This window comes from Bacillus alveayuensis, from assembly GCA_030812955.1.
In the GTDB taxonomy this organism is placed as follows: Bacteria; Bacillota; Bacilli; order Bacillales; family Aeribacillaceae; genus Bacillus_CB; species Bacillus_CB alveayuensis.
In genome coordinates, this window is the sequence record JAUSTR010000022.1 from 1 (window position 1) to 17,818 (window position 17,818).

Annotated in this window: 17 protein-coding genes; 1 reads left to right on the top strand and 16 read right to left on the bottom strand. The window is 36.9% G+C overall.

The features are described from left to right. Positions 1-357 precede the first annotated feature (357 nt). The 11 genes from J2S06_RS14020 to J2S06_RS14070 form a co-directional block, all read right to left on the bottom strand. Positions 358-1,650: an adenylosuccinate synthase gene (locus J2S06_RS14020; RefSeq protein WP_419152692.1), complete on the bottom strand. Its 1,293-nt coding sequence runs from the start codon at positions 1,648-1,650 to the stop codon at positions 358-360. 403 nt (positions 1,651-2,053) lie between these two features. Continuing rightward, positions 2,054-3,418, bottom strand: coding sequence for a replicative DNA helicase (gene dnaB, locus J2S06_RS14025; protein ID WP_044748998.1), 1,365 nt, complete (start codon positions 3,416-3,418; stop codon positions 2,054-2,056). A gap of 206 nt (positions 3,419-3,624) precedes the next feature. After that, positions 3,625-4,071, bottom strand: coding sequence for a 50S ribosomal protein L9 (gene rplI / locus J2S06_RS14030; protein WP_044748997.1), 447 nt, complete (start codon positions 4,069-4,071; stop codon positions 3,625-3,627). Next, positions 4,068-6,047: a DHH family phosphoesterase gene (locus J2S06_RS14035; RefSeq protein WP_419152693.1), complete on the bottom strand. Its 1,980-nt coding sequence runs from the start codon at positions 6,045-6,047 to the stop codon at positions 4,068-4,070. Before J2S06_RS14035 ends, rplI begins: the two co-directional genes overlap by 4 nt. A gap of 34 nt (positions 6,048-6,081) precedes the next feature. Next, positions 6,082-7,011, bottom strand: coding sequence for a YybS family protein (locus J2S06_RS14040; RefSeq protein WP_052659382.1), 930 nt, complete (start codon positions 7,009-7,011; stop codon positions 6,082-6,084). A 291-nt stretch (positions 7,012-7,302) separates the two neighbouring features. Beyond that, on the bottom strand, positions 7,303-7,539 hold the full coding sequence (rpsR, locus tag J2S06_RS14045; protein WP_044748995.1) for a 30S ribosomal protein S18: 237 nt from the start codon (positions 7,537-7,539) through the stop codon (positions 7,303-7,305). Between the two features lie 46 nt (positions 7,540-7,585). Then, positions 7,586-8,092: a single-stranded DNA-binding protein gene (ssb, locus tag J2S06_RS14050; protein WP_044748994.1), complete on the bottom strand. Its 507-nt coding sequence runs from the start codon at positions 8,090-8,092 to the stop codon at positions 7,586-7,588. A gap of 64 nt (positions 8,093-8,156) precedes the next feature. Next, positions 8,157-8,444: a 30S ribosomal protein S6 gene (gene rpsF, locus J2S06_RS14055; protein WP_044748993.1), complete on the bottom strand. Its 288-nt coding sequence runs from the start codon at positions 8,442-8,444 to the stop codon at positions 8,157-8,159. A gap of 157 nt (positions 8,445-8,601) precedes the next feature. Beyond that, a complete protein-coding gene (gene ychF, locus J2S06_RS14060) occupies positions 8,602-9,702 on the bottom strand; it encodes a redox-regulated ATPase YchF (RefSeq protein ID WP_044748992.1) in 1,101 nt (366 codons plus the stop codon). 362 nt (positions 9,703-10,064) lie between these two features. After that, positions 10,065-10,265 (bottom strand): DUF951 domain-containing protein, encoded by a 201-nt coding sequence (locus J2S06_RS14065; RefSeq protein ID WP_459077056.1) that lies wholly within the window; start codon positions 10,263-10,265, stop codon positions 10,065-10,067. A gap of 95 nt (positions 10,266-10,360) precedes the next feature. After that, on the bottom strand, positions 10,361-11,380 hold the full coding sequence (locus J2S06_RS14070) for a YkvI family membrane protein (protein WP_419152695.1): 1,020 nt from the start codon (positions 11,378-11,380) through the stop codon (positions 10,361-10,363). 88 nt (positions 11,381-11,468) lie between these two features. Between J2S06_RS14070 and yyaC the strand changes: the two genes are divergently transcribed. Continuing rightward, complete coding sequence (yyaC, locus tag J2S06_RS14075) at positions 11,469-12,086, top strand: spore protease YyaC (protein WP_419152696.1); 618 nt, start codon at positions 11,469-11,471, stop codon at positions 12,084-12,086. Positions 12,087-12,239: 153 nt separating this feature from the next. Here yyaC and J2S06_RS14080 read toward each other — a convergent pair whose 3' ends face one another. The 5 genes from J2S06_RS14080 to mnmG all read right to left on the bottom strand — a co-directional run bounded on the left by J2S06_RS14080 (position 12,240) and on the right by mnmG (position 17,817). Continuing rightward, positions 12,240-13,094: a ParB/RepB/Spo0J family partition protein gene (locus tag J2S06_RS14080; RefSeq protein ID WP_044748988.1), complete on the bottom strand. Its 855-nt coding sequence runs from the start codon at positions 13,092-13,094 to the stop codon at positions 12,240-12,242. Further along, positions 13,087-13,851, bottom strand: coding sequence for a ParA family protein (locus J2S06_RS14085; protein ID WP_419152697.1), 765 nt, complete (start codon positions 13,849-13,851; stop codon positions 13,087-13,089). The genes J2S06_RS14080 and J2S06_RS14085 overlap by 8 nt, the downstream gene beginning before the upstream one ends. Positions 13,852-14,196: 345 nt before the next feature. Further along, positions 14,197-15,036 carry a nucleoid occlusion protein gene (gene noc / locus J2S06_RS14090; RefSeq protein WP_419152698.1) on the bottom strand — a complete coding sequence of 280 codons (840 nt, stop codon included), beginning with the start codon at positions 15,034-15,036 and terminating at the stop codon, positions 14,197-14,199. Positions 15,037-15,142: 106 nt separating this feature from the next. Further along, on the bottom strand, positions 15,143-15,859 hold the full coding sequence (gene rsmG, locus J2S06_RS14095; RefSeq protein ID WP_419152699.1) for a 16S rRNA (guanine(527)-N(7))-methyltransferase RsmG: 717 nt from the start codon (positions 15,857-15,859) through the stop codon (positions 15,143-15,145). A 68-nt stretch (positions 15,860-15,927) separates the two neighbouring features. Beyond that, on the bottom strand, positions 15,928-17,817 hold the full coding sequence (mnmG, locus tag J2S06_RS14100; RefSeq protein WP_044748984.1) for a tRNA uridine-5-carboxymethylaminomethyl(34) synthesis enzyme MnmG: 1,890 nt from the start codon (positions 17,815-17,817) through the stop codon (positions 15,928-15,930). Position 17,818 lies beyond the last annotated feature (1 nt).

Here is a 17,818-nt window from a genome sequence, read left to right on the forward strand (position 1 = left end):
TGTCCTTTGTCCCAGCCTCAGTTTGTCTTCTCAAGATGCCGCTCGGCTGGTACAACTCGAAGCTTACTCATGGATGTTTTGCTCGTTGCTCTACCGACTGAGCTACCGAGCCATATTATAGGGAAAATCGTTATAAACCTTTTTAAAATATTCAAAACAGGACGTCTTTTATAATATCATCATAAAATAGATAAGGCAAGGGTTTTTGAAAGAAAAAATGGTTTTTATACAAAAAGGTAAGCGAAACATATATGAACCTCCCACCTAAACGTCGCGTAGAGGTGGGAGACTTCTAGACGAGATCTAAAAAATGTTTACTTACCTCATTTTTCAACCGAAAAAGATTTATAGAAATTGTTAATTAGCTCTAAAAACGCTGCGAACAACATTCGTTTGCGAACGATCTGGTCCGACTGAGAATATTGATAATGGAATTCCTGTTAATTGGGAAATACGTTCAATATAATGACGAGCATTTTCTGGAAGCTCATCTAAGCTTCTTACTCCTGTAATGTCTTCTTTCCAACCTGGCATTTCTTCATATACCGGTTCACATTCAGATAATACTTTTAAGCTTGCAGGGAATTCTTCTAAAATTTCCCCTTTATATTTGTAAGCAACACAAATTTTTAATGTTTCAATTCCTGTTAACACATCAATCGAGTTTAAAGATAAGTCTGTAATTCCACTGACACGGCGTGCATGCCGAACAACCACACTATCGAACCAACCTACTCGGCGTGGACGGCCTGTTGTAGTCCCATATTCTCTTCCAACTTCACGAATTTGGTCGCCAATTTCATCATGAAGCTCTGTTGGGAATGGACCGTCACCAACACGAGTTGTATATGCTTTCGAAACACCGACAACATGATTAATTTTTGTTGGGCCAACACCTGCACCAATTGTAACGCCACCAGCAACAGGATTTGAAGAGGTGACAAATGGATAAGTACCTTGGTCAATATCTAACATAACCCCTTGAGCTCCTTCGAATAATACACGGCGGCCTTCATCTAACGCATCATTTAGGACAACAGATGTATCACAAACATATTGTTTAATTTGTTGGCCGTATTCATAATACTCATTTAAGATATCCTCTAGCTTAAATCCCTCAACTTCATACACTTTTTCAAATAAACGATTTTTTTCTTCTAAGTTTCTTCTAAGCTTTTCTTCAAATACTTCTCGATCTAAAAGGTCGGCAATACGTATTCCGACACGTGCTGCCTTGTCCATGTAAGCAGGACCAATTCCTTTTTTCGTCGTTCCGATTTTATTGGCACCTTTTCTCTCTTCCTCTAATGCATCTAATTTTAAATGATATGGTAAAATGACATGAGCACGGTTACTAATGCGGAGATTATCAGTTTTAATTCCACGTTCATGTAATCCGTTTAATTCTTGTACTAACGCCTTTGGATCAACAACCATGCCATTGCCAATTACACAAATTTTTTCACTAAAAAAAATTCCAGACGGTATTAAGTGTAATTTATATGTTTCACCATTAAATTTAATGGTATGACCGGCATTGTTCCCACCTTGATAACGAGCAATCACTTCTGCATGTTGTGAAAGAAAATCGGTAATTTTTCCTTTTCCTTCATCTCCCCATTGCGTACCTACGACAACGACTGAAGACATAGTAGTGCACCTCCGCTATCCATCAAAATCCCTTATTTCACAAACAAGTTCATTTTACCAATTTAAAACAGAGACGTCAATAAAATCCGAACATTTGTAAATATATATATTTATTTTGTTCGTATTATTTTTTTGGATAAGGCTCTGTTATAGGATATTGTTGATATTTGTGAAATTCGCTCCCTTTCCGCGGGCGATCCACGAGTATCGCTTGCCTATGTCAGTCGAAAAGCTATAGTAAAGCAAAAATCTTTTAGAGAAGAGCCTTTAATAAAATCTATTGCTAGTCCTTTCACCTATCATAACGCTATTTACACTTTATACATCAACTAATCGATTACATCGAGATGAAACTTCTTTCTGCCAAGTAAGCAAAAAAACGCCTTAAATGGATAAGGCGTTGTTATGCACCAGGGGGAATATTTGATTCTTCAAATCTCCGTTCTAGGTTAACAAACTTGTTATATTCTTTAACAAAAGCAAGCTGAACAGTTCCAACAGGACCATTCCGCTGCTTAGCAATAATTATTTCTATAATATTTTTATTCTCTGTTTCTTTATCATAATAGTCATCACGATATAAAAACGCAACGATATCTGCATCCTGCTCGATACTACCAGACTCGCGAATATCCGACATCATCGGACGTTTATCTTGGCGTTGTTCAACACCACGAGAAAGCTGTGATAATGCAATAACTGGAACTTCTAATTCACGTGCTAATGCTTTTAAGGAACGAGAAATTTCAGAAACCTCCTGCTGCCGGTTCTCTCTGTTCCGTCCGCTTCCTTGTATTAATTGTAAATAGTCGATCAGAACTAATCCTAGTCCCCTTTCCTGCTTTAGGCGGCGACATTTTGCGCGAATTTCACTCACTTTAATCCCTGGTGTATCATCGATGTAAATTCCTGCATTGGATAAGCTCCCCATCGCCATCGTTAATTTTCCCCAATCTTCTGGGGTTAAATTTCCTGTACGTAAATTTTGGGCATTAATATTTCCTTCTGCACAAAGCATACGCATAACTAATTGATCAGCACCCATTTCTAAACTAAAAATCGCAACATTTTCATCTGTTTTGGTTGCTACATTTTGGGCTATATTGAGCGCAAACGCCGTTTTACCAACAGATGGGCGAGCAGCAACGATAATGAAATCGTTCCGTTGGAATCCCGCTGTCATCCGGTCAAGCTCTGTAAAGCCTGTTGGGATGCCAGTAATTTCGCCTTTGCGATGATGAAGCATTTCGATGTTGTCATACGTTTTGACTAATATATCTTTAATATTTTGGAAGGATCCAGTATTTTTTCTTTGCGCCACTTCCATAATATTTCTTTCTGCTTCATCTAATAGACCGTCCACGTCATCTTCACGGTTGTATCCTTCTTGAGCAATGTTCGTAGCTGTTCGAATCAGTCGTCTTAAGATCGATTTTTCTTCGACTATTTTTGCATAATATTCAATATTCGCTGCTGTTGGAACAGAGTTAGCTAAGTCACTTAAGTAAGAGACTCCACCAACTTCCTCTAATATTTTCGCATCTGCTAATTCCTTTGTTACCGTGACTAAATCAACAGGCTCACCTTTATCCGCCAATTTAAGCATCGAGTTAAATATTTTCTGATGGGCAGCACGATAAAAATCTTCGGGAATCAAAATTTCAGAAGCAAGGGTTAAGGCAGATGGCTCAAGAAAAATCGCGCCTAAAACCGCTTGCTCCGCTTCTATGTTTTGTGGTGGAATACGATCAGCTAATAGATCATTCATGATGATCACCGCCTTTTTTGTTACGCCTTCTTCTAGAAGCTTTGCTTTCTAAACTATCAATATTGTTTAAACCTTTAGTAGATAAAAATCTTAAAAAAGCGGAGCTAAAATATGCTCCGTCAAAAATTGAGTATAGGGAAATATGATTTGATTTCAAGAAGTATTTCTTTCCACAATGACCACACTTTATTTTAGTACGTATCGAATTATTCTTCAGATACATGAACTTTTAAAGTCGCTGTGACATCAGAATGTAATTTTACAGGAACATTTGTATATCCTAGGGCACGAATAGCATCCGGCAAGTCAATTTTCCGTTTATCAATTTGAATCTTATGTTCTTTTTTCAAGTGTTCAGCAATTTGCTTACTTGTAACAGAGCCAAATAAACGCCCGCCTTCACCAGCCTTAGCTTTTAATTCTACTGTGATTTTTTCCAATTGCTCTTTTAATTGTTTGGCTTTCGCCAATTCTTCTGCTGCTTCTTTTTGTTCTTTTTTCTTTTGCGCTTCTAGTTGTTTTAAGTTTGCTTGTGTTGCTTCAATCGCAAGACCTTTTTTAAATAAATAGTTTTGGGCATAGCCGTCCGCTACATTTTTAATTTCACCTTTTTTTCCTTTCCCTTTTACGTCTTGAAGAAAGATGACTTTCATTCTTCATTTCCCCCTTCTAAATAATCTTGAATGGCTTTGATTAAGCGCTCCTCTGCTTCGTCTATTGTGATACCCTTCAGTTGTGTTGCTGCATTCGTTAAATGTCCTCCACCATCAAGAGACTCCATGATGACTTGTACATTAACATCTCCTAATGAACGTGCACTAATCGCCACGGTCTCTTCATCTCTTTTGGCAATTACAAACGAAGCTAAAATATTTTGCATCGTTAAAAGAGTATCAGCAGCTTGTGCGATAATGACCTGTTCATACCATTCATCTTCTAATGGATCCGCTTTGGCGATGGCAATTCCATTTTCCAAAATTGTTGTATTTTGGATAAGCTTTGAGCGTTTGACATAAAGATCAAGGTCTTCTTTTAAAAGTTTTTGTACAAGAATCGTATCTGCCCCTTTTGCCCGTAAATAAGAAGCAGCATCAAATGTACGTGACCCCGTCCTTAGCGTGAAGCTTTTCGTATCGACGATAATACCAGCTAATAACGCTGTAGCCTCAATCATACTCATCGTTAACCGTTTTGGCTGATATTCTAAAAGCTCTGTTACAAGCTCGGCCGTTGATGATGCATACGGCTCCATATAAACTAGTAATGGATCATGAATGAACTCTTCTCCTCTGCGATGATGATCGATGATGACCACATTATCAATTTTATTTAATAACCGTTCTTCAATCACTAATGATGGTTTATGTGTATCTAATACTACAAGAAGAGTGTCATCTGTTGCAATTTCCAAGGCTTCCTCAGGTGTTATAAATCGGGACCATAATTCGGAATTTTTCTTCACTTCCTCCAATAGACGTTGTACGCCTGAATCTATTTCATCTTGATTTAATACGATAAAGCCTTCTTTCCCATTTACTTGTGTTACCTTTAATAAACCGATTGACGAGCCGATTGCATCCATATCAGGATATTTATGTCCCATAATAATAATTTTGTCACTTTCCAGAATAATTTCTTTTAAAGCATGGGAAATCACTCGTGCTCGCACACGTGTACGTTTTTCTATTGGATTCGTTTTTCCACCAAAAAATTTCACTTTTCCGTTAGGCTGCTTAATCGCTACTTGGTCTCCACCCCGCCCTAAAGCCAAGTCTAAGCTTGATTGTGCTAATCCCCCTAACTCTGGCAGCTCTATAACACCTGTCCCAACCCCAATACTTAAGGTTAAAGAGACATTTTGAACAGTTGCCTTTTCACGAACTTCATCCAAAATAGAGAATTTCGATTTTTCTAATTGAGATAATATATTTTCGTTTAAAACGGCAATAAAACGTTCAGACGAAATTCGTTTGAGAAAAATGCCATATTCCGTTGCCCATTTATTTAAAATTGAGGTTACTTCACTATTTAAATTACTTCTTGTTTGATCATCCATACCTTGTGTAACTTCATCATAATTATCAAGAAAAATATAAGCTAATACTGTCCGCTCACCTTTATATTTCTTTTCAATTTCTTTTTGTTCTGTTACATCGAAAAAGTAAAGAAGCCGTTCCTCCCGCTTAATAATCACGTTAAACTTTCGGTCATGGAGTGTAATGATTTCAGAATCTACTTCTTGTTTCAATAATGGTACTAATGATTCAGCAACATCATTAAGAGAACGGCCAACTAATGTATCGACATCGAAAAGGGACGCCAAGTAAGGATTTGTCCATTCAATGAAATATTGATCATTGACGAGCATAATCCCAATTGGCATTTCCATTAAAGCTTCTTCACCGACTCTTTTTAAACGATATGATAACGTGGAAATATAGCTTTCTATCTCTGTTTTTACTTGTCGGTCAGCCTTTATTAAAAAAAATAAAGAAAAGCCAAATAGCAACGTCATAAACAAACCAATGAACCATTGATATCCCCAAATGATCATAACAGAAAGGGTGGTTAAACCAATCAAGGTATATACTGGATACCTAAATAATGGCTTTTCATAAAAATGTGGCATAATGTTCAGCTCCTCAAAACATTCAAACACTCCATCACTTTTTCAGCCTATTTCGCAAATCAAAACCTAAATCTATTATACCTAAAATTCGAATCAAATCTTGTAAGAGCGGAAGGATCATCGAAGTAATAATGACTAAAATAGGAATACCCTTTGACAGCTGTTTTACGTGACGATAATAAAAAATAAATGAAAACCCTTGAAGCAAAAGAAGCAACTGCAGCACAAATATCATGTTTAAAAGAGCAATATACATAAAAGAACCTTCTTGCAAGTCCAAAAATCCTAATATAATGGCCGCAAGATAATACCAAAGCATACTTTTCGGCAATGTCCAATCTTTAAAAGGCTTCAAAGAACCGAAGTCAAGCTTTAATCGTTTTAAGATTAAGCGATTCGTCAAATGAGTAATAATTGCAAATATGAACGCAGAGACAACTAATATGCTAGGTAGTATATAACTGAGTAATTCCAATTGGCTATTCATCTCATCGATGATGTCGGCAGGCACTTCTTGACCAAATGTAGAAAAAAGGTCAAAAGCTTGATTCATGGATGTTTTCATTTCTTCTAATAGTTCACCAAACACATCCATTCCGAAAAAAGCTATAGAGACGACATAGTTAATGACGAAAGAAATTAGGAAAGCAATCGTTCCACCTGTAAGCGCCAACATTGGTTGCCGCTTTAAATAAAAATACCCCATGATCAATCCTGTTCCAGCAAACATCAAGGTTATTGGAAGAGCTAAGATTGGTCCTAAAAAAATTGAAATAATAAGAGAACCAAATAACATCGGAATTGTTGCTTTCAATCCATGTCGCATGATTAAAATAATAAAAGGTGATGCAAGAAAAAACATTGTAACGATTGAAAATATTGGAATAAATAAAGTGAAAGCTAGTAACACACTATAAATGGCCAGAAAGATTGCCGCTTCTGTTATAATACGAGTCTGTTTCAAATTGACACCACCTTTACTCTTTATCATATTTTATATGGTTCATGGCAAACAAGCAAACCAAATTGGCAAACGTGATAAACGAAAGTTTAATGAGACAAAGCTGCAAAATAAAAAAGCGATGCCATGAAATATAAAAACAATTTAATCTTTTCCTTAGGCTGTTTTCGTAAACTTTGTCGCTTGCCTGGACAGTCGAAAAGCTATGGTAAAGCAACAATCTTTTAAAAAAGGCCTTTCCTTAGGAATGAAAAAAGCAGCAAGGAACGTTCGACCTCACTGCCTTTTTTGAACTTATTTGTCATCTGCAACGTAAGGAAGTAAAGCCATTTGACGAGCACGTTTAATGGCTACCGTTAATTTACGTTGATATTTTGCGCTAGTACCTGTTACACGACGAGGTAAAATTTTCCCGCGCTCAGAGATAAATTTTTTCAGCAAATCAACATCTTTATAGTCGATATGTGTGATCCCATTCGCTGTGAAGTAGCACACTTTACGGCGTTTACCACGACCTCTGCGTCCAGCCATTACATTTCCCTCCTTTAATGATCAAATTTCCGTACATACTGCTCCATTAAAATGGTAAATCATCATCGGAAATATCGATTGTTTGTCCATCATTTGCAAACGGATCGTCATCAAAATTAGTGTGGCCCTGATTGCTCCGGTTTTGATCATATGAGCCGCCACCAAACGGATTGGCATTTCCAGTTTTATTACCTTGGTTGCTGTCAAAATAATTTGACTGATTACTGCTAGCACTTTTTGGTTCTAAAAACTGAACACTATCCGCAACTACTTCGGTGACATACACACGTCTTCCCGTTTGATCTTCATAACTACGTGTTTGAAGACGACCATCTACACCAGCAAGACTGCCTTTTTTCAAAAAGTTTGCAACATTTTCTGCTGGGCGCCGCCATACAACACAGTTTATAAAATCAGCCTCACGTTCACCATGCTGATTGGTAAAATTGCGATTTACAGCTAGTGTAAACGTTGCAACCGCAACACCGTTTGGCGTATAACGCAGCTCCGGATCCCTTGTCAATCTGCCGACAAGAACGACACGATTCATCATATCAGAACCACTCCTAAAACGCTTTTAAGACGATTTTATCATCTTATTATTTATATGGAAACCATTACTCATCTTCTTTTACAACGATATGACGTAAGATGTCTTCGCTGATTCTAGCTAAGCGACTAAACTCTTCAATCGCTTCAGGGTTAGAAGCAACGTTCACAATCATATAAATTCCTTCGCGGAAATCTTTAATTTCGTAAGCAAGACGACGCTTGCCCCATTCTTTCACTTCCGCAATCTCCGCACCATTGTCTGTTAAAATGCTATTGAAACGCTCAACAAGAGCCTTCTTAGCATCCTCTTCAATGTTTGGGCGGATGATATACATGATTTCATATTTTCTCATCCTGTTACACCTCCTTTTGGACTAAACGGCCCATTCGGGCAAGGAGTAATTAATCAATTACTCACGAAATAGAATTATAGCAAAGCTATACGAAACTTGCAACAATTCATCGAGATATTAAGACAATCGACGAATAAAAAATGATGTCATCATGTCATTACACATTGAAGCGGAAATGGATAATATCCCCATCTTGTACTTCATAATCTTTTCCTTCAAGGCGGACTTTACCAGCTTCTCTTGCAGCAGCCATCGATCCAGCTTCCACTAAATCATCATAGGATACTGTTTCAGCACGTATAAATCCTCTTTCAAAGTCAGAGTGGATAATTCCTGCACATTGTGGAGCCTTCATACCTTTTCTAAATGTCCAAGCACGAACTTCTTGTTCTCCAGCTGTGAAATAGGTTGCTAATCCTAATAAACTGTAAGAGGCTTTAATTAATTGATCAAGTCCAGATTCTTCAATGCCAAGCTCTTGTAAAAACATCTCCTTTTCTTCCCCATCTAGCTCGACGATCTCTGCTTCGATTTTGGCACAAACAACAATTACTTCCGCATTTTCTTTTGCTGCATATTCACGAACTTGCGCCACATAAGGATTTTCAGAAGGGTCTTGAACATCTTCTTCCCCGACATTTGCTACATATAGAACTGGTTTAATGGTCAATAGGTGAAGCTGTTTGACATACTTCATTTGCTCTTCTGAAAACTCTAGTGTACGGGCAGGTTTTTCATTTTCAAATGCTTCTTTGAGCTTCGCTAAAATTTCATATTCAAACATTGCTTGTTTGTCTTTTTGTTTAGCCATTTTGGCTACTTTGTCGATACGTTTATCAACTGTTTCTAAATCCGCTAAAATGAGCTCTAAATTAATGGTTTCAATATCTGCAATTGGGTCTACTTTCCCAGCAACGTGTGTAATATTATCATCACGGAAACAACGAACAACGTGGCAAATGGCATCAACTTGACGAATATGTGATAAAAATTTATTCCCTAAACCTTCGCCTTTACTTGCCCCTTTTACAATTCCTGCAATGTCTGTAAACTCAAATGTTGTCGGAACGGTTTTTTTCGGTTTGACTAGTTCCGTTAATTTTTGCAGGCGATGATCCGGTACTTCAACAATGCCCACGTTTGGATCAATTGTACAGAACGGATAATTGGCAGATTCTGCTCCTGCTTGTGTAATTGCATTAAATAAAGTTGATTTTCCTACGTTTGGAAGCCCAACAATTCCAGCTGTTAATGCCATATTTTTCACTCCTCTTGTCCTTAGAAAAATCCCGAATCTATTTGAAATTTTCTTCGAGCTTATCCATTAAAATGGTAGGCTCTTTTCTACAAAATTGTTGCTTTACTATACGATAGCTTTTCGACTGTCAGGCAAGCGATCCGCTTGCTACACGCTAAAGCGTGAGTCGATAAGCAACAAAGTTTACGAAAACAGCCAAATGGTATTCAATCTTCAACAATTATAGAGTTGAACAAGTAAAATGACAACTGTAAAGAGACAATAAAATACATCATCTCCATAAAGGTGATAAATGCTCCGAAATATTTTCTAATTTTATATGTATAAAAATGCTAAAGGCTGTTGGAATCATATCCAACAGCTTATGACTCTCCGCTTTTTTCTAATATTTTTTTCATTTTCCTCGTAAATTCTCTCCTTGGCATTAAAACACTATGTCCACAGCCTTCACATTTGATTCGAATATCCATTCCCATGCGAATGACTTTCCATCGATTTGTCCCACAAGGATGAGGTTTCTTCATTTCCACGATATCATGCAAGTCAAACTCTTTATTCACCACTGAAGAAGTCATCCTCCTTTCTACTGTATACATCACTATATATTGAACGAGTAGGTTTGCATTTAACATTATTACAGTTTCATTTTAACAACTTTTCAATCCCATTTGTAGCGATTCGTAATTGGAAAAAGCAAGATGGTGACAACTAAGTATAAGTTAATTAAAGCATAAAGTGGATAAAGAATAGAAACTAATGTAGCAAACCCGAACTTTGTAAATGGAACCATTAGAATAATTAGTACAGATGCCATTTGCCACAGAGGAATTTTGAAATAGTTTTTAAATCGAGTAGCTAGTCCGAAAACACCTGCAGCAGCTGTCGTATAAATGGCCATCCATAAAACGATCGACATCGCTAAAAACATTATAAATGGAGATTCGTCTAATATGGCAAACAGCGGAATTTCAAAGCCGCTTATTTTATCAGCAAATTGCGTTAACGTTTCATTATATAAATAAGAAACTGCACCTAATATTAAACCACTCCCTACACTGGCTATTTTCGCTTCATTTAAGTCTTTGATTTCTTTGCCAATGGCTGATAAAACCGCTACAATTGACAAAATATTTAAAGATGTAAAAGTAAATGCTGCTGGCCAATTATATTGTTCTTTCCAGTTAAAAGTCCAAATATGTACATGCTCTGTATGAAAATGGAACAAAACATATCCTAATCCTAATAACAAAATGGGAATTAAAACACTATTTAACGACAAAATCCCCTTTACATCCCAAAAAAACAATAATACTAAGAGAAAACAAAAGATCAAGATTCCAATCCAATAAGGAACCGTTAAACCTTGTAATGTTGCTCCCCCGCCAGCAATCATAACAACAGTTGTTGTAAAAAGGTACATGACAATTAATAGGTCGTAAACATAAGAAAGTTTAGCTCCTACAAGGCGTTCCAAAACAGGGGAAAAATGTTCAGACTTTTCTTCATAGCTTATTTTCATAATGACATAACAACAAATAATAAAAAAGAAAGTAAATAAAATAATAGCCAGTCCACTTTCAAAGCCAAAAAATTGCCATAGTTCACGACCCGAAGCGTATCCCGCGCCAATAACAGTCCCTAAGATCAGATACATCCATTTAAAGCCCGCTTTCCACATTTACTTTTCACCTCAATATTGCTTTCACATGTATAGAAAAAATTTTTCTTCCGTATACTGTTACTACTATGATATGGGAGTGAATTCTATGAATATAAAGCCAAGTTTTTTTTCATTAAATCAACATTCTGCTAGAGTGTTTCTTGAACATGAGGATGCGACTGATCAATTAACAGGAAAAATCGTTGAATTTCTATCAAAGGTTCATGAACAACCGATTGTTGTGTTATGTATTGGGACGGATCGCTCAACTGGTGATTCGCTAGGACCTTTAGTTGGCTCTAAATTATTAGAAAAGAAGATAGAAAACTTTCATGTATTCGGAACGTTAAAAAATCCTGTTCATGCTGTGAACTTAGAAGAAAACATTAACCATATTTTAAAGACCTTTCAAACTCCTTTCATCATTGCTGTAGATGCTTGTCTAGGTCGTCTAAAAAATGTTGGATCTATTCAAATCGGTTCAGGTCCGATAAAACCTGGAGCTGGGGTTCATAAAGAGCTGCCTGAAGTAGGAGATATTCATATAACAGGAATTGTGAATGTTAGTGGTTTTATGGAGTTTTTTGTGTTGCAAAATACACGTCTTCACCTCGTCATGAGAATGGCCGATGTAATTGCTGAAAGTATACGTAATGCTTCAATAGTTCTTGAAAAGAAGGATATCTTCCGACAAACAAAGATTTTTAATACAAATTCTTTCTGATCAAAAAGCGGATCAAGTATGGGAGAGGATAAAATGGAATTGGTTATATGGATAATCAAACGAAACTAGAAACAACTTATTTAATAAAAGATACATATTACTTAACTTTTGAAGAAATGAATGAAAAGGAAAAAGACCACCCCAAGGATGGCTTTAAGAAGATATTTTCGGATCAAGTATTTCTAAAATACGTTCTAAATCCTCTTTCGAAAAAAATTCGATTTCAATTTTACCTTTTTTCTTTTGCTGTTTAATAACAACGGATGTTCCTAATTTTTCTCTTAAGTAAGTTTCCCGTTCACGAATAAATAGGTCCTTTTCAACCTTTTCTTTTTTTGTTTCACGTGAAACAGGATGATTTAATTGCTGAACGAGTTGTTCAACTTGCCTTACATTTAAATTTTCTTTCATAATTTTTTCTGCTAAAGGTTTTATTTGTTCTTTTTTCTTTAAACTTAATAATGCTCTCCCGTGGCCCATCGAAAGTTTTCCTTCAGAAATATAGTTTTGTACGATTGGAGGCAACGATAATAAACGCAAGTGATTAGCAATGTGCGGGCGACTTTTTCCGAGACGTTTAGCTAACTCTTCCTGAGTAATATGTAAATGTTCAATCAACGATTGATATGCTTTTGCTTCTTCAATTGGTGTTAAATCCTCTCGTTGTAAATTTTCAAGCAATGCCATCTCCATCATTTGTTGATCCGTAAATTTGCGAATGACTACAGGGACGGTTTTTAATCCTGCTTCCTTTGCTGCTCGAAAACGGCGTTCTCCGACAACAATTTCGTATCCTTTAATACTTTTTCGAGCAATTAAAGGTTGTAAAATACCGTGTTGCAATATGGATTCCTTTAATTCCGTTATACTATTATGATCAAATGTTTTTCTAGGTTGATATGGATTTGGACGTAAATCTTTAAGATTGATTTCTTGTATAGCCTCTTCTTGCTCGACCTCCATATTTGAAAAAATGGCATGAATCCCCTTTCCTAAACCTCTAGCCATTTGTCGTCACCACTTCCTTCGCTAATTCTAAGTAAACTTCAGCACCACGTGACCTTGGATCGTAAAGAATAATCGGTTGTCCATGACTTGGAGCTTCACTTAAACGAATGTTTCGTGGAATAATGGTCTGATAGACTTTATCTTGGAAATACTTTTTCACTTCATCGATCACTTGAATACCTAAATTCGTCCGGGCATCCAACATTGTTAATAAGACACCTTCTATCATTAAATCGGAATTTAAATGCTTTTGAACTAATCGAATCGTATTCAATAACTGACTTAATCCTTCAAGTGCATAATATTCACACTGGACGGGAATGATCACAGAATCGGAAGCGGTTAAGGCATTAATGGTTAACAATCCTAATGACGGAGGACAGTCAATTAAAATATAATCATAGTATGGTTTAATGGGCTCTATTGCACGCTTTAACCTTACCTCACGGGAAATTGTCGGGACGAGTTCAATTTCTGCCCCTGCTAATTGTATCGTTGCGGGTATTACATCAAGTCTCTCTATTTGAGTTGCTTTAATCACTTTTTTGGCATCGACATCATCGACAATAATATCGTAAACACATTGGTCAACATCCGCTTTTTCTATTCCTACACCGCTTGTCGCATTGCCTTGTGGGTCGATATCTATTAACAATACTCTTTTCCCAAGATGGGCTAAGCATGCACCAAGATTAACAGAAGTTGTTGTCTTTCCAACTCCCCCTTTTTGGTTTGCTATGGAAATGATTTTCCCCACGGTGTCACCTGCTTTCCACTACTTCGAAATATTCCATAGTGTTTATTTTATCATGAAAACGAATAAATGTTGTTTTTTATAATGGACAAAAACATAAGAAAAGCGCAAGCGCCCCGCTTAGCTGCGTACAAACTAAGACCTTTCAGTAGGAGATAAAGGAAACTTAGGCGATCGTTGAGTCGATGTTGACTTATCGTACAGATGAAATGGGAAGTTGGCTAGCCGCTAACGCCCGGAGCTAGACAAAAAACCAACTATGAACAATGTTGTCCACAAGTTGTAAATTTGTAATTTCCTTCTAATTTCCTAAACAATAAAAAAACTCTTCACAACAACGTGAAGAGCTTACTTTGGAATTTTAATCGTAAATTGAATATAATCTTCAAATTCCTCTTCTTGAGAATCTATTTTTACACCAGATTCTTGTACCATGTTAAGAGATTGTCGTATCGTGTTCATCGCAATTCGTGTATCACGGCTAAAAGCTTTACGTCTTGGTTTTGGTTTTACTTGTTCTTTTTCTAGCAGCTTAACAACCTTATCTTCTGTTTGTTTTACATTTAATTGTTTTTCCATAATTTCATGTAATAGCTTAATTTGCAACTCTTCGTTCTTTAACGGAATTAATGCCCGGGCATGACGTTCCGTAATCTTTTTATTTAAAAGTGCTTGTTGCACTTCTTTTGGAAGCTTTAACAAACGCAATTTATTCGCAATGGTAGATTGACCCTTCCCTAAGCGCTGTGCAAGCGCCTCTTGAGTCAATTGGTGGAGCTCAAGTAATTTTGCATAAGCAACAGCTTCTTCAATGGCTGATAATTCTTCGCGTTGCAAGTTTTCAATTAATGCAATAGAAGCTGTTTCGGTATCATTAAAATCTTTAATAATAGCAGGAATTTCTTCCCAGCCAAGCTTTTGAACTGCTCTCCATCTTCTTTCCCCGGCAATAATTTCATATTGATCTTCTAATTTACGAACAACAATTGGTTGAATAATACCATGAGTGCGAATTGTTTGTGCTAATTCTTCAATTTTCTCCTCTACAAAAAGAGTTCGAGGTTGAAAACGGTTGGGAACAATTTTATGGACAGGAATTTTCAATATTTCATCTTTTTCAATATGCTCTACTTGTTCATCTTCATCTTTTTCTCCCAGTCTAAACAATCGAGAAAAAGGATGCTTCATATGCTGACACCACCTTTTGAAACTACCACAATAATAATTCTTGTTTCCAAAACTATTTTCCTGCTAGACGCCCACATTCATAGGAAAAATATTTGATAATCCATGTTTACTCAATGGGCATTTTATTTGGAGTGCCAGGTTTCCGTGGGTATTTTTTTGGGGTGGAGCGTTCTTTATGAATCCAAATAATGTTGCGTTCACTATTTTCAATTGGCAATGTAAAGCTCATGACTTCTTCAACTTCCCCACCAAGTACAGAAATAGCTTTAGCTGCGTTTTTTAATTCTTCTTGTGCTGATTGAGCCTTCATCGCTAGAAAATCTCCATTTACCTTTACAAGTGGTAGACATAATTCGCTTAATACTGATAATTTGGCAACTGCTCTAGCTGTTACTAAATCAAAGGACTCCCGGAATTGTTTGTTTTGACCAAACGTTTCGGCACGATCATGATAAAGAGAAAGCTGGTTTATGTCTAATTCTTTAGCTAAATGCTCTAAAAACGTAATTCGTTTTTTTAGCGAATCAACAATCGTTATATGTAAATGTGGAAAACATATTTTGATAGGAATACTTGGAAATCCAGCGCCCGCCCCTACATCGCAAAGGGAAAGCGGCTTTGAAAAGTCATAATAAAAGGCAGCGGTAATGGAATCGTAAAAATGCTTTAAATAAACCTCTTTTTTCTCCGTAATCGACGTTAAATTCATTTTTTCATTCCATTCTATTAACAGTTCATAGTACCGCTCAAATTGTTGTATTTGAAGGGGTGTAAGAGGAATTCCCTTCTCTTCTAATTGTTTTTGAAATTGAACTATTTCCATTTTATACACTTCCATCATTTGTTTTCATTTGGGTAGTTGCCTTAGAGGACAACTACCCGGTATGATCCTTATTCATTAGAGACACGGGCAATACGTCCTTGTTCTAAGTATACAAGCAGGATTGAAATATCTGCTGGATTCACCCCAGAAATACGTGAGGCTTGCGCTACAGACAATGGACGGACTTCTTTTAATTTTTGCCGAGCTTCTGTTGCTAGTCCAGTAATCGCATCGTAATCAATGTTTTCCGGAATCTTTTTATTTTCCATCCGTTTTAATTTTTCCACTTGCTGCAACGATTTTTCGATATATCCTTCATACTTAATTTGGATTTCTACTTGTTCTTCCACTTCAGGTGAAAGTGGTTCCTCAGAAGGAGCTAGCAGCTTAATATGGTTATAATTCATTTCTGGACGTTTTAATAAATCAGAAGCACGAACTCCATCTTTTAGCTCGCTTCCTCCAGCATTTTTGATGATTTCCTGAGTTTTTTCATTTGGTTTAATAATCGTTGAAACAAGGCGCTTTTTCTCTTTTTCGATCGCTTCTTTTTTTGCCACAAATTTTTGATAACGTTCTTCAGAAATTAATCCAATTTGATAACCGATTTCTGTTAACCGTAAATCTGCATTATCATGACGTAATAGAAGACGGTATTCCGCTCTTGATGTTAATAATCGATACGGCTCATTTGTTCCTTTTGTCACGAGATCATCAATTAAAACTCCGATGTAGGCGTCTGAACGACTTAAAATGACTTCTTCTTTGTTTAAGGCCTTTCTCGCAGCATTAATCCCTGCCATAATTCCTTGGCCTGCTGCTTCTTCATATCCAGATGTTCCGTTAATTTGGCCAGCTGTATAAAGATTTTTTACTTTTTTCGTTTCTAATGTTGGCCATAATTGTGTAGGGACAATCGCATCATATTCAATAGCATATCCAGCACGCATCAATTGCGCTTTTTCTAGCCCTGGGATCGTCGCTAATATTCTTCGCTGTACATCTTCTGGAAGACTTGTTGAAAGGCCTTGTACATATACTTCTTGTGTATTGCGTCCCTCAGGCTCCAAGAAAATTTGGTGACGTGGTTTATCATGGAATCGTACTACTTTATCTTCAATGGATGGACAATAACGAGGTCCTGTTCCTTTAATCATTCCCGAATACATCGGTGAACGGTGTAAATTATCATCAATAATTTTATGCGTTTCTTCACTCGTGTACGTTAACCAGCAAGGCAGTTGATCCGTAATGTATTTCGTTGTTTCATATGAAAAGGCTCTAGGTGTTTCGTCACCTGGTTGAATTTCCGTTTTACTATAATCAATCGTTTGACTATTTACGCGAGGCGGTGTACCTGTTTTAAAACGAACAAGCTCAAAACCAAGCTCTAGTAAATGCTCTGAAAGTTTAATGGATGGCTGCTGGTTGTTTGGACCACTAGAATACGAAAGGTCACCAATAATAATTTTGCCGCGTAAAAACGTTCCTGTCGTTAAAACAACTGTTTTGGCACGATATTCAGCACCTGTTTGAGTGATGACCCCTTTACATACTCCGTCTTCAACAATTAAACGTTCCACCATTCCTTGTTGAAGCGTTAAATTTGGTTCGCTTTCTAATGTTTTCTTCATTTCTTGCTGATATAGAAGCTTATCAGCTTGTGCGCGTAATGCACGAACAGCTGGCCCTTTCCCTGTATTTAACATGCGCATTTGAATATGCGTTTTATCGATATTTTTCCCCATTTCACCACCTAAGGCATCAATCTCACGTACAACAATCCCTTTTGCCGGACCTCCAATGGACGGATTACATGGCATGAATGCAACCATATCAAGGTTGATGGTCAAAACCAATGTTTTAGCTCCTAATCTCGCTGCTGCAAGACCTGCCTCACAGCCAGCATGTCCAGCACCAACTACAATGACATCATATGATCCAGCCTGATATCCCATG

Excerpts from the sequence above, each read along its gene's own strand:
- J2S06_RS14020 (WP_419152692.1), bottom strand. The coding sequence starts at position 1,650 with ATGTCTTCAGTCGTTGTCGTAGGTACGCAATGGGGAGATGAAGGAAAA.
- dnaB (WP_044748998.1), bottom strand. The coding sequence starts at position 3,418 with ATGAATGATCTATTAGCTGATCGTATTCCACCACAAAACATAGAAGCG.
- rplI (WP_044748997.1), bottom strand. The coding sequence starts at position 4,071 with ATGAAAGTCATCTTTCTTCAAGACGTAAAAGGGAAAGGAAAAAAAGGT.
- J2S06_RS14035 (WP_419152693.1), bottom strand. The coding sequence starts at position 6,047 with ATGCCACATTTTTATGAAAAGCCATTATTTAGGTATCCAGTATATACC.
- rpsR (WP_044748995.1), bottom strand. The coding sequence starts at position 7,539 with ATGGCTGGACGCAGAGGTCGTGGTAAACGCCGTAAAGTGTGCTACTTC.
- ssb (WP_044748994.1), bottom strand. The coding sequence starts at position 8,092 with ATGATGAATCGTGTCGTTCTTGTCGGCAGATTGACAAGGGATCCGGAG.
- rpsF (WP_044748993.1), bottom strand. The coding sequence starts at position 8,444 with ATGAGAAAATATGAAATCATGTATATCATCCGCCCAAACATTGAAGAG.
- ychF (WP_044748992.1), bottom strand. The coding sequence starts at position 9,702 with ATGGCATTAACAGCTGGAATTGTTGGGCTTCCAAACGTAGGAAAATCA.
- J2S06_RS14070 (WP_419152695.1), bottom strand. The coding sequence starts at position 11,380 with ATGTGGAAAGCGGGCTTTAAATGGATGTATCTGATCTTAGGGACTGTT.
- yyaC (WP_419152696.1), top strand. The coding sequence starts at position 11,469 with ATGAATATAAAGCCAAGTTTTTTTTCATTAAATCAACATTCTGCTAGA.
- J2S06_RS14080 (WP_044748988.1), bottom strand. The coding sequence starts at position 13,094 with ATGGCTAGAGGTTTAGGAAAGGGGATTCATGCCATTTTTTCAAATATG.
- noc (WP_419152698.1), bottom strand. The coding sequence starts at position 15,036 with ATGAAGCATCCTTTTTCTCGATTGTTTAGACTGGGAGAAAAAGATGAA.
- rsmG (WP_419152699.1), bottom strand. The coding sequence starts at position 15,859 with ATGGAAATAGTTCAATTTCAAAAACAATTAGAAGAGAAGGGAATTCCT.
- mnmG (WP_044748984.1), bottom strand. The coding sequence starts at position 17,817 with ATGGGATATCAGGCTGGATCATATGATGTCATTGTAGTTGGTGCTGGA.